Origin of the sequence: Dorea hominis, from assembly GCF_014287705.1 — a bacterium.
Classification (GTDB): Bacteria; Bacillota; Clostridia; order Lachnospirales; family Lachnospiraceae; genus Dorea_D; species Dorea_D hominis.
The window spans coordinates 1-12578 of record NZ_JACOOY010000028.1 but is presented as its reverse complement, the minus strand read 5'-3'; the positions used below and the strand labels follow the sequence as shown (position 1 = coordinate 12578).

At 36.5% G+C, this 12578-nt stretch carries 16 protein-coding genes and 1 pseudogene; all 17 read right to left on the bottom strand.

Features of this window, described 5'->3' with window-relative positions; translation table 11 throughout:
* The coding region (locus H8S07_RS14070; RefSeq protein ID WP_186856257.1) for a TIR domain-containing protein at positions 1-332 on the bottom strand (332 nt) is incomplete at its 3' end.
* A gap of 86 nt (positions 333-418) precedes the next feature.
* A complete protein-coding gene (locus H8S07_RS14065; protein ID WP_173903442.1) occupies positions 419-1120 on the bottom strand; it encodes an RloB family protein in 702 nt (233 codons plus the stop codon).
* Positions 1121-1122: 2 nt separating this feature from the next.
* A complete protein-coding gene (locus H8S07_RS14060; protein ID WP_009268661.1) occupies positions 1123-2478 on the bottom strand; it encodes an AAA family ATPase in 1356 nt (451 codons plus the stop codon).
* A 232-nt stretch (positions 2479-2710) separates the two neighbouring features.
* Positions 2711-3184 carry a JAB domain-containing protein gene (locus tag H8S07_RS14055; RefSeq protein ID WP_186856256.1) on the bottom strand — a complete coding sequence of 158 codons (474 nt, stop codon included), beginning with the start codon at positions 3182-3184 and terminating at the stop codon, positions 2711-2713.
* Positions 3174-3299 (bottom strand): hypothetical protein, encoded by a 126-nt coding sequence (locus H8S07_RS14675; protein ID WP_005341722.1) that lies wholly within the window; start codon positions 3297-3299, stop codon positions 3174-3176. Before H8S07_RS14675 ends, H8S07_RS14055 begins: the two co-directional genes overlap by 11 nt.
* Entirely contained in the window at positions 3283-3597 is a 315-nt protein-coding gene (locus H8S07_RS14050; protein ID WP_117889244.1) for a hypothetical protein, read from the bottom strand. Before H8S07_RS14050 ends, H8S07_RS14675 begins: the two co-directional genes overlap by 17 nt.
* Positions 3569-6637, bottom strand: a complete 3069-nt coding sequence (locus tag H8S07_RS14045; RefSeq protein ID WP_186856255.1) for a VaFE repeat-containing surface-anchored protein — start codon at positions 6635-6637, stop codon at positions 3569-3571. The genes H8S07_RS14050 and H8S07_RS14045 overlap by 29 nt, the downstream gene beginning before the upstream one ends.
* Before the next feature lie 266 nt (positions 6638-6903).
* Entirely contained in the window at positions 6904-7815 is a 912-nt protein-coding gene (locus tag H8S07_RS14040; protein ID WP_207722440.1) for a ParB/RepB/Spo0J family partition protein, read from the bottom strand.
* A complete protein-coding gene (locus tag H8S07_RS14035) occupies positions 7793-8620 on the bottom strand; it encodes a ParA family protein (RefSeq protein ID WP_186856253.1) in 828 nt (275 codons plus the stop codon). Before H8S07_RS14035 ends, H8S07_RS14040 begins: the two co-directional genes overlap by 23 nt.
* A gap of 120 nt (positions 8621-8740) precedes the next feature.
* Complete coding sequence (locus H8S07_RS14030) at positions 8741-9094, bottom strand: hypothetical protein (protein ID WP_186856252.1); 354 nt, start codon at positions 9092-9094, stop codon at positions 8741-8743.
* A 56-nt stretch (positions 9095-9150) separates the two neighbouring features.
* Entirely contained in the window at positions 9151-9489 is a 339-nt protein-coding gene (locus tag H8S07_RS14025) for a hypothetical protein (RefSeq protein ID WP_186856251.1), read from the bottom strand.
* The gene (locus tag H8S07_RS14020) at positions 9482-10408 is read right to left on the bottom strand and encodes a hypothetical protein (RefSeq protein WP_186856250.1); all 927 of its coding nucleotides are present in this window, start codon (positions 10406-10408) and stop codon (positions 9482-9484) included. The genes H8S07_RS14025 and H8S07_RS14020 overlap by 8 nt, the downstream gene beginning before the upstream one ends.
* A gap of 39 nt (positions 10409-10447) precedes the next feature.
* On the bottom strand, positions 10448-10672 hold the full coding sequence (locus H8S07_RS14015) for a hypothetical protein (RefSeq protein WP_186856249.1): 225 nt from the start codon (positions 10670-10672) through the stop codon (positions 10448-10450).
* Positions 10662-11153: a DUF3990 domain-containing protein gene (locus H8S07_RS14010; protein WP_186856248.1), complete on the bottom strand. Its 492-nt coding sequence runs from the start codon at positions 11151-11153 to the stop codon at positions 10662-10664. The genes H8S07_RS14015 and H8S07_RS14010 overlap by 11 nt, the downstream gene beginning before the upstream one ends.
* Complete coding sequence (locus H8S07_RS14005; protein WP_081019526.1) at positions 11150-11368, bottom strand: DUF3791 domain-containing protein; 219 nt, start codon at positions 11366-11368, stop codon at positions 11150-11152. Before H8S07_RS14005 ends, H8S07_RS14010 begins: the two co-directional genes overlap by 4 nt.
* 232 nt (positions 11369-11600) lie before the next feature.
* A pseudogene (locus H8S07_RS14000) lies at positions 11601-11960 on the bottom strand (DEAD/DEAH box helicase family protein); the annotation flags it as partial.
* A gap of 436 nt (positions 11961-12396) precedes the next feature.
* The coding region (locus H8S07_RS14315; protein ID WP_330598599.1) for a hypothetical protein at positions 12397-12578 on the bottom strand (182 nt) is incomplete at its 5' end.

Genomic DNA, 12578 nt, shown 5'->3' with positions numbered 1-12578 from the left:
AATGAATTTAATTGCACAGCAATAAGTTTTTTTCCTAACTCCTTGGCTTTAGCAATTTCAAAATTCTGCCAATTACGATATCCAATCAACTCCCTATCCTTATGTAATTTATTTGCTTCTTTACCAACAATTACAATTACATGAGTCGCTTCATTAATCTTTCTAGAAAGAACACTTTTAACCGTTGGAATATTCCAGCTTTGAATTTCACTTGGCGATTTGTCATTACATGTAAATTCAAAGCTTGAGTTTGCATTCCACATATTTAAAGTATACTTATAATTCCTATCCTTTTCAAAATCAAATGATACAAATATTTGTGGTTTTGACATAATTCATCGTCCTTTCATTTTTATATTATATTTGTATTATAATGTCTTTTTTGTACTTTTTCAATATATTAGAACGAATGTTCTTTTTATTTTCCATCATCCTTCCGAATCTCATCAATAATCCGACCTATATTACACGTAATCTGTCCTTTACACTGATGAATATCTTCATTGATTTTCTTTTCCTGCTCAATAGCAATCTCTATATTCTTCGCCAGTTCTCCAATTGCAGAATTCTTTTTGGGATTGATTCCTGTTCTGGCAAGTAACAACTTATAGATAAACGTCTGATGTCCATCTTTTTCATTCTGGATAATCTGTTCAGCATTTGGCTCAATATCATCTTCGTATGAATTTTCATAATGTAACAACAGAAATAATTCAAATGCTGGATTGCTGACCGCTAATATATTATTCTTTTCACCTTCTGCTACTAGTTCATCATAATCAAGTACTTTTTCTTCAAAAATATCTCCATCAAATACAACAATCATCTTATCCCGTTCTTTATCAAACGCTATTTCCGGATTTTCTTTCTGATTTTCTGCAAATTCAATCAAACGTCTTGGAAATGAAATGTCCCTGTCTCCCTCTGTTTTTTCAAGTAACCGGATATCAATCAATGGATGAATATTTAACTCTTTTCGGATATCAATTAACTTTTTGAAATACCATGTTTCAGTATTTGCACCCTCACATATGAAAAAGTACTTACGATAAGGCTCAATCTGTTCTTCTTCATCTGTAGTTCTGCTATTCCAATTCGTATAACTTCTTACTGGAGCCAAGGCTACTCCTCCTCTCTAAAGTCGAATGTTGAAAATACCGGTATCGCACCATATCTTCCTTCCAGATATGCCTTGCTCAACACCTTATCATATCTCTCTTTAAAACGATCCAGGGAATAAATAGAGCTTGCATTTTCTGCGTTACGTTCTACAAACCAGATTTCATCCCTTCTAAAAATAGCCTGATCCATAATGGATGATTCATGTGTAGTGAACAATAGCTGCATACGCTGCTCATCATGTAGCTGCATAAACAATTGCAAAAATCGTTCTGTCAATTTCGGATGTAAGCTTCTCTCCAATTCATCCACAACATAAAGAACATCTTCTCGTTTATTCAACAGCATATCCATCAAATCGAATAATCTTCTTGTTCCATCAGACTCTTCATCAAAACCGAACTCATAAAATGACTTATTATGATGCAATCGGATTGTTGTGACCTTCGGTTCAGAATGTCCTTCAACTTCGATATTAAAGAAAGTTTCCTTCGACCTCATCGTCATTCTGAATGATGGTTCTTCCTGCTCTTCCATTCTATTTTTTACATGCTGCATCATCTTATCAAATACTGATTTCGGCAATGCATTTGATAACTCATCCAATGTAATTTCTTCAATTTTTACCTGGCTGATACCCGTATCAAATGTTTTGATCAATTTGTTAATCAGCTTCAGCGAATTATCATCATAATAATATTCCAAATCAATCAATGGCGTATCCGGTGTGATAATCGAAATATGATTCTGAATCCAATCATATACATCCCGGAAGAACAATAATTTAGATCGTGTGCTATATTTTTTTCCACGATTCATTTCTGTCAGGAACAAAGATGTTTCATTTCCTTCAAAATCATCTGCATAGGTTTCAAATTTATTTTTTTCTGTGTTTGTCAGCGTAATACCATCATTTAACACCGGACGTTTACTTCCTTCTCGTTCAAAGAGACATTTTGCTGAACCATTCTGATATAATTCATATAACCATTCTCCGGTTACTTTTCGTCTGCTTAAAACTGCAGAAAAACCATAGGCATAAAATTTGTCACCTACAGTAATCTGAATTTCAAAACTACTTTCTCGTTCCTTATTCTCCTGCCGATTCTTACAAAACATCTGTGTAGCTTCTATCGGAATACCATTGCAGACACTATCTTTAAAAAATTTAAAGAACAATGCCAGATTGGTCTTTCCAGATGCATTTGCTCCATAAACTACTGCATATTTTAATAACTGGGTACTTTTTATCTTTAACCTGTGATTTGCATTTGTTCGTATTTTATTTGAGGAAATCATTGTCAGCTCTGCTGCTTTATCAAAAGATTTAAAATTTTCAACACTTACTTTTACTAACATTCTTATACACCTCCACCTTTATTATATGTTTTTCTCTTCTCACAGTCAATGTGAATTTTACTATTTGGAGATTTTTCCGTTATATATCGTTCTATTTTCTATTTTTAACAATTTCATTTTGAGTTATGCATATAATATCAATGTATAAGTCAGCTTTTTGTAGCGACACTATTTTACTAATGCCGCTACTTGAAACACTACAGTAAATAAAAACTTCTAATTCACTTTCCTTCTATCTCTCCCAATCCATCCTTCCTGTCACATTCAACATCTTTTCTTCTCGGAAACTGAGCATCTTTCCATTTGTTCCACCGACAATGATATGATCCAGCAATTCTATTCCCAATAGCTGTCCACACTTCTGCAGCTTTCTCGTAACAATCATATCCTCTTTTGATGGTTTCACATTACCACTGAGATGATTATGAAGTCCAATGATTGCAGAAGCATTTGCCAGAATACTGCTCTTAAAAACTTCCCTTGGAATTACCAGCGAGGCATTGATTGTTCCAACACTGACCAGATTCATATTGATTACCTGTCCATTATTTTTCATATTCAAGATGCAAAATACCTCTCTGTCATATTGGGATAACTCCTTCGCCATTAATTCTACAACAGCCTGTGGACTGTCCAATGTCTGCTCACTATAAAGAGATGGTTCTTTTACCAGACGGATATTCACAACTTCCAATTCATTCTCCATTGTTCTGATCTCCTTTTGGAAATTCTACAACTAGAAGAACATTACTCTCTGAAGATTCCACATATGCTTTCAATTGTGATAATGTCATCTCCAAATATTTAGGTTGTTCCACCATAATCTGCTCCTTTCGTTTCTTCCCTTGCTTCTGTTTTCTCTGACAAATAGCTTATCACTTTGTTTGCCTTAATGCTTTTCTGTAACTCACTGATAATGCACAGGTCTGCTACATTTACTCCTGGCAAAGCAAGCATTTCATCCATCGTCATATTGACAATCTCTTTTTCCGTTCCATACCCAGCATCAAATAAACGCTGTAATACTTTTACTGCTTTCTGATTTTTTCCCATTTCATCATCAAAGGGCAGCTTATCGCCGCCCTTTGTTTTACTCCTTCTCTTCTTTCTTTTCTTCAATTCCTAATCTCTTAACTTGTTTCTTTTTATTCCAGATACGAACTCCCGTGATTCCGGCTGCTGATAATACCAGAATGGCTATCCATAAAGCTGCATTTGCCGTATCTCCTGTTTTCGGAGGATTACTTGTCTTTGTAGTAGTACCCGGTATCTCTTGGGTTGGTGTTCCCGGTACTTCTTTGATAGTTACGGTCTGACCTTCATCGTCAATATCCTTATGCTCTGTTACCTTTTTCGGTTCTTCCGGATTTGTCATATCATACAGTTCTTCAAAGGTTACAAGCTGCTTTCCTCCAAGCGTGCTGCCGTTGAAAGTAAACTCAATCTGCACTTCCATGTTTTCCTTGTCCGCTGTAAATTCATAATCATTGGTAACCTCTTTGCCATCAATGAGTAACTTGGCATTTTCTGCCTTAACCATCTGCCAACCGGACAACTTATAGTTCGTACCAATTTCCAATCCCTCTAAAGTAACCGTATCCACAATCGTCAGATCTTTTCCGGCTTCCACCTCTTTCTTACCGTTCTTATCCGTTGCTATGGTATGAATCGAAATCTTTCGCTCCGTAATCAGGACGGTCTGACCTTCATCGTCAATGTCCTTATGCTCTGCAACTTTTACAGGTTCTTCCGGATTCTTCAGATCATATAATTCTTCAAATGTAACCAGATTCTGTCCGCCAAGTTCTGATGCATCAAACGTATAAGAAATCTCTACTTTCATTTTCTCGCTGTCAGCAACAAAAGTGTAATCACTCTCCACACGCTTTCCATCAATGAGCAGTTCTGCATTTTCCTCTTTCAGCATCTGCCAGCCTTTTAACTGGTACTTTCTGCCTTCTTCCAGACCGTCCAGAGTAACTGTATCCACAATCGTTACTTTCTTTCCTGCAACAATTACTTTTTCGCCTGTTTTCTTGTCTGTTGCAGTTGTATGAATGGTAATCTCTTTTTCATACTCATCAGTCAGTGTTCCAAGGTCGATAGTTACTTTATTTCTGCTCACAACAACTTCAAATGCCGGAATCAGCTTCATGCCTTTGTTGGATTCACAAGATAACTCCTCAATCTCATAAGTGTCATAAAGTAATGCACCTTTGCTGTCGTCCGGCTCAGAAGTTCCGAACCAGATACCGTCCTCACTGGACTTTCCGGCATTTGTATTTTTCTTATGGGATGCCCAATCGGAAACGGTTGAAAACTGACCATTTTTATCTGTCACTACGATATGGCTCTCTCCGGTTGTTTTGCTTGTAATCTTAAAAGGAACATTTGCCAGTCTCTTATGTGTGCCAGCTCCAATCTTGACTCCTTCCAGATCTCCACGTTTAATCTGATTGTAAATGGAATGGCTTTCGTCTGTTAAATCTACGATTTTTCCATTTTCTGTAATGGAAAATTCAATCGCTTTTGCCCCGTCAGTCAGATAACCTTCTGGTGCTTTGGTTTCTTCCAGTTTGTATTTACCATATGGAAGTAAATCTGCCGATGTTGTTGCTACTCCGTCAATCCCTGTCTGAATCGTCTTAACTGTCTCGTTCTTCTTATACAACTTTCCTTCCACCAAAACTGGATTCTCGTTCAGTGAAATAATTGCAAATGCTGTATCTTTTAATGTGGCACTTCCCTGTGCTTTGGTATCTTTTGTCTCTAAATCACGTTTCTGAATCTTCACACCACCTTGGATTACCTGATCAGATACGGAATACTGATTGCTTCCGGAAAGAACTGCAAGTTCTCCGTCCTCTGTGATCTGTGTCAGATACATTCCTTTGATCTGCTCTGTGCTGTCCCCTGCCTGCATATAAGCTCCGTCCAGTAAATATCCGTCTGGTGCTTTGGTTTCTTCAACAGTCAGTGTTCCAAGTGGTAATACGCTTTTTTCATTCTGAGTGTAAAATGCATCTCCGGATACTTTGTAAGCATCTGCCAGTTTTGTCACATAATGAATACTTCCGTCACTGCTCTTTTCTGCCACCGTTTTCGTAACCCAAGTGCGTGTTGCTTTCTCTGGTAAATTGTCTTTTGTATAAAGTCCGTCATAATAATGCCAGGTAAACTCCGCTCCTGCCAGTGCTGCATTTCCCTGTGCGGTTGCTTTTCCTGTCTCCATATCAATCTTGAACAGGTCTACCAATGTCTCTGTCACTTTCGGAACATCAGAAACATTTAATGTAGCTGTTTTTCCAACTTCAACTTTCAGACTGTGTACTGTCGTATCCAGCTTATATCCCTTCGGTGCAGAAAGTTCTTTGATGTAAACAGTCCCTGCAGTCACTTCAACTTCATTTGTCTCACCATTTTCATTTGTTGTAAGTGTTCCAATCTGATTACTGCAATTCTGGTCTGAGAATATGCCAAAGGTTGCTCCGGCAATGGTATACATCGCATTTCCATTTGTGACAATCTCATTTGCGGTTGTCTTTTTTACTTTTGCATTTCCGACATTCAGTTCTGCCCAAAACTGTCCGAGATCCTGTCCCTCTCCAGTATAGATATATCCTCCACATTTATACCGACCTTTGTTCGCCTGTACAAATGCTCTCGCTCCTGCATACACTTCATTCTGAATATCCTGTGAAATCTCAGAATATGCAGCTCGAACATTATCACACTGCCAGCCTAAATACTCACTCAGTCTCTGCCACACCACACACTGTTCCAACAGATATCCCTGATTTGTACTCAGGTTACTGTGACTGCCTGAATACTGTTTCATATACTCAAGCGACAATGCCACATCTTCAATCTGATCTGCACTCATGCTGGCACTTGCATCATGTCTGGTTTTATACCCATTCTTGAATCCAGTGTTAATATCTACACAATAGGCGGTTTCACCTTCTACTTTCATGTGTCCTTCGTTGAAAGTGCTTTTAATTGTTCCGTCATTCATCAAATGTTCTACATGTCCAACTCTCTCTGCGGATTCTGTCCAATACTGTGTTTCCGCTGCTTGAACCGATGTGATCGGTACTGCAGTTAAAATCGTGGTCAGGGCAAGAATCCCTGTACACACTCGTTTCCATATCTTCTTCATTTTCTACAATTCCTTTCTTTTCAATCAAAAAAAGACGTCCGTTTGGAACGCCTGCTGTTGCTTTATGTTGTTTGCTCCCTGCTGTCATGCAGGGTATGAGAATCTCTGACCTGCCGAAAGAGAAGATGTTCCCGGCTCCTTATTGTCTTTTCGGCTGGTAATCTGCTGGTAAACCAAAGGGGTAGGGTGTGGGGAGGGGAAAACAGAAAAAGGCTGATTTCTTATTGACCACCAACAGATAGACTTCTCCCTTGGTGTCCAAATGCCTATCGTTCCCTGCTTTTTTCCCGTTTCCGATATAATTCCAGTGCTTTGATAATGGTTTCTTCCATTTTCTGCTGTGAAGTTCCCGATGGAAAATATTTTTTCAGTCGGTTCTTGGGGATTTTCCATTGCTCTACCTGATTTGGCTTTTGCTCTGCCATAATCGACAGCAAAACATCTTCATTTAACCTGCCTTCTGCTGAAAATTTACGGATTTTAATTGCCTGTGCATGACTTGGGGTACAAGCCTCCGACTCCATGGTATCGTACAATATCTCCTGTTCCTCCTTCGTCAAATAAGACAATTCTACCGCCGGACGCATAGAAATCTTTTTGTCATCGACCATTTCAAGGATTTCCGGGATAAGCTCCGTAAGGCGGATATAGCGGCGGATTTGGTCTTGGCTTTCTCCAACTTGTTCACCTAATATTTCTCTTGAAGTTTTACCTCGAAATTCCTGTGCCACTGGCACAGAATTTTTTCTTGGACGTCCAGCTTGTCTCTTCATAGCCTCTAACTTCATCTTATATGCAAATGCCTTTTCGGATGGTAAGATTTCTTCTCGCTGAAGATTGCTGTCAACCATGACAATGACTGCTTGGTCATCACTAAGATTTCTTACAATACAAGGCATTGTCTCTTTTCCTGCCAGTTCACTTGCCATTTTTCTACGGTGTCCAGAAATCATTTCATACCCGCCTGTTGGCTTTTCCCTGACAAGTGCTGGGACTAATACGCCATGGTCACGAACGCTTTCGATAGTTTCCAACATCTTATCATCCATTTTTACCTTAAACGGATGATTCGGGAAATCTGTAATTTCATAAATCGAAATATCTTTTACATATTCCTGATTCTTCTGGTCTCTTTCTTCCTGCGTGGTAAAAAGATCATCTGCTGAGGGAAGATTCATGTTTATTTCTCTGCTTTTCGCCACACTGAATCACCTCCCTCGTAAATTCTGCATACGCCTTTGCAACAGTTCCATTCTTGTCATACTCATAAATGCTCTGTCCTGCTGCACTGCTTTCTGCCGCTGTAATAGCCACTGGAATAATCGCTTTAAAAATTCGGATATGTTTCCCGTAATTTTCTCTAAGGCTATCCTCTGTTGTCCTTGCAAGTTTTGTCCTCATATCTGCAAGTGTCAGCAATACTCCATCAATCTTCAGATTAGGATTTAGCTGTCTTTGCACCTTACCGATTGTTTTCATTAACTGTGTCATACCTTTTAGTGGAAGATAATGAGCCTGCACTGGAACAATTACACTGTCTGCGGCAGCCAACGCATTGATAGTCAACATTCCCAAGCTAGGCATACAATCAATCAAGATATAATCATAATCCTTTTTCAAATCTGCCAGATACAACTTTAAAGTTTGCTCTCTGCTCATGGCATTTACCAGTGAGATTTCCATGCCCGATAGCTCGATGTTGGTTGGAATAATATCTACTCCTTCTTCATGGTGTAAAATGCCTTCATTATACACAAACGGTTCGTCTTGTAATATCTTCTTCATTTGTGTTTCCAATGTAATAGGAAGACTGTCTGCATTTGTCCAACCCAATGCAGTTGTTAAATCCCCCTGCGGATCAGCATCGACCAATAATACTTTTCGCCCCTGATGTGCAAGACCAATTCCTAAATTTAATGTAGTTGTGGTCTTGGCTGTTCCTCCCTTCTGATTTGCAAGGGCGATTACTTTACACTTGGTCATATAGTTTCCTCCTTCCTCAAAAAATTTAATAGCCAATCTGTTTTACGAAACTGGCTATGTATAAAAATGAGCATGAAAAAAGCCGATTGATTCTTAATTCGAATCAATCGGTTTTCATGTTTACTTTTTTTCATTTTTTTCTAATTTGTAATAGTTTTCTAAATACTTCGCCAGCTTTCTTTTTTCTTCTTCTGGTTTATCAAGTAATTTAATCCTATTATTTAGAATATTCATCAAAGTGTCATGCGTTTCTTCTGCCGTCATATTTCTACATAATAGTTCAAACAGGACGTCTATACGTAATTCGTTTGCTGATTCATATAGAGATTTTTTATCCTTCTCATTTTCTTCTGCCCCATCTCTTAGCCAAATAAGCTTTATTCCGTTTTTCATGATTGCAACAAAATATCCTAAAATAAATAAAAGCCAATATACATACACTATTTCTATAATTACAAAAAATATCTGTCCCACTTTCTCTCGCGAACTATTCAATACTAAAATAAGTAAAACTGTAAATACGATATTGCCTAAAATATTACATGCCAAAAAAGATAGCTTATATACAACTTATCAACAGTCTTTTCATCTTCCGTATATTCAATAATCTTTTTTCTAAATTTTTTATCGAATAAACTTCCCCAAAAAACAATTCCAGAAAAAATTAATGCCAATGTTCCGATTAACGCTCCAATTATTACTCCAAATGTAGAATCTAATATACTAATATAATTTTGCAAATCCTCATATATTTTTAAATAATATGTTGCAATAACCAACAATACTGTACCAATTAAAGCAAATATATTTTCAAAGGCCCATGCAAAATATTCTTTAAATTTTCCATATTCCCAAAATTTTTTAATCACATAGATTCCCCTTTCGTAATATTTCCTGAATTCCTTTTTTAGCCGTATTTACAAATTCGCCTAAACCATTTGTAATTTTTACAAATGGTTTAGTGTCTGTTGTCGTTTTGACATCTCCATTTTTATTAACGCTCGTAACAACTACATATCCTCTTTGTGTCAGATCCAAAATCGGAATATCTTCATTCATTGTGACAAGTTGTTTCAAATCATCTTGTATAATTTCAGCTCCACCATTAATATTAGTTTTTCCTTTAGCCTTATAAATAATGCTTCTTTCCGTAGCATTTGATTCTTTCAATCGTTCTTTTTCTTTTGCTTCAATTGCTTTATCAATAAGTGCATCATCTGGATTTGCCGGTCTATATGTAATTCGTAATTCTCTGATATTCTTATCTAACTTCACAGCTTCTTGCATTTCCTCAATACTCATTCCCAAATTAAATGATTCAACATAGAAAGAATATTTCAAATGTTTTTTACGGGCACATTCGTTGAGCATTTCTCCGAATGCATCATTAAACATACTTTTTCCAAATCTTCTTCTTGAAATGAACGCTACATATTCATGTAACACATCATAATAAAATTCAATATCCTCTGTATTTTCTACGGGCTTACTTTTCATCTCGCCAGTTTCGTCATCTCTTTCTTTTACAAAAATACTTGCCGTCCTGTCCAAGACACCATGAATACTTTCATCATCTTTATCTTTTATTGACAGAACATATGATACTTTATTAATCCCTTTTTCTCCTTCTTCTGTAATATACGGGAACTCGTGAATGAATTCAAAATTGTGTTGAACCATAGATAAAATATTTCTTGTAATTTCAAATCTCAACTCATAATTTTCCACTAAATTATATACTTCTTCTGAATCCATACTTACTTTACTAAAATATACTACTCTTTCCATTTTTATCCCTACTCTTTTGTTTTATTCTTTTACATATCTTTAAAATAACCCTGGCTCATTCTCAATCAAATCTTCTGCCAGATATTTTGCATCCATATTTTCTATTCCATAACTGTCATTTGAAATTTGTTCCGCCAGCTTACTGGAATAATAAATATCAAATGCTTTCCGCAAATCTATTCCTTTTATTTCAGAAATTGCATTAATGATATCATTTTCCAAATTTTGCTTATAAACTTCTTCCAATTGTTTCTTATCTACCATGATCTTCCACCTCATATGCTCTTTTAAAAGTAATAAGTCGATTCAGTGTTTCTTGATTTACAATACATATTTGATTATTCATCTTATAGTATCGCAATTCATCTAATACCTTTTCCTTATCCCACAAACCTCTAAAATACATATCTACAGTCTTAAACACGTCATCGTCCGCAACATTTCCTATAATAATGTCATATTCTTTATTTAATGGCTGTCCCTTTCTACATGCACACACAAAATCAAGCCATTTCTCATTCTCTTTTTCAAAACATAACACCTTAAAATCATCCCATGCTTCAGATAATTCATAAATATTAACTATTGCAGTCTTTTCTTGTCTCATGCCTTTCCGAACTGCCCATTTTTTTGCCTGATTTTCAAAAGTTGTTATATAAAATCCTCGACCAAAATCCAGATATTTTTTTGAATGTACTACATCCGGATTTTTTATAATTTCTGTTGATCCATGATATACAATCATACATTAACTCCTTTTTCTCTCACATAATCGGTAATATCTTCTACCAAATATTCCTTTCCCTGTGTATGAAGAACATCGTAACATTTAATAATATAGTTATCCAAAATCCCGGTTGAATTTAATATTTTATACACTTTGGCTGGAGACATCTTCCACTTATCCGCAAGACTATACAACATGAATATTGAAAAGCTCAATTCTTTTTTCTCACACATAATCACTACCAACCTTTCCGTCATATTTATATTTAGATTATAACAAGTATTTTATGTTCATACACTATATTTTTCAATTATTATTCAAAAAAGCAGGTGATAAAAAGTCACAAAACTTCTTCATCCACCCGCTTTTCACCTATTCTCCTACCACTACCGCATCCACAACATCTGGATGTTCAACCACCCACTCACTACAAAATATCACCCATTTTTTGACCATCTTGTCCTAGGATACAAAATATTCCACCGCGTTCTCGGGGAACATCTCCTTGAACTCTCCGTATAACTGAGCTGCTAACGTCTTATTATGAGCGATGACAAGTGTCGGCTTCTGTAATTGCTGAATCACATTTGCCATCGTAAAAGTCTTTCCAGAACCCGTAACCCCTAATAAAGTCTGGCATTGATTGCCTTCCTTGAACCCTTTCACAAGCTCTGCAATCGCCTGTGGCTGGTCTCCGGTTGGCTTGTATGGGGCTTTTAATTTAAAAGCATGTCCGCCCTGCGGGCTGCTTTTATGAGCAAATAGCTGCCTATTGTCAGCGGATTGCGAATGTCCTTTTTCTGCATTCATGGTAAATCCCTCCATTCATGCTTATTGAACTACTAATGTTCAATAAAATGTGACTTTTAATCGCATTTATGCGATTGAAAAAGTTCTGTGAACTTTTTTACTATGATCATTATCAGCCAAAAATTCGTATCCAGATTCGTAACAAAAAGCTTATTTTATGGTGAATAGATGTCCTTTTCACCTCGTTACGAATAAAAGTCACAAAATTCATATTTGCGGATAAAACAGCACTCAGAAATACCTGATGATACCAGGCTCCGGTTCTGTCATATTTTTACTGTTTGTTCATGTAACAGTCCCTATTATATCAGACATTTTTTTGAAAGTATATAGATGAAGGCAAGAAAAAAGTACAAATGTTCGATTCTCATTTGTACTTTTCTATCTTACTACTATTCTATTTTTTATCATGCTGCGTTGAAATATTCCTCCAGGATTAAGTCTATTTCAATCACTTCTGAATAATCATAATACTAATCTTTCCGCTCTTTTGGAATAACTTCTTCAATAAATGCGAAACACCTTTTGAATTAAAGCTATTCTTCAGCAAAATAGTTGCATAGGTATTTCTCAACTGGTGAAAATGAATATCGGGCAAATCCAAGGAGTAAAGGTTTTCATCAGAAATACTAT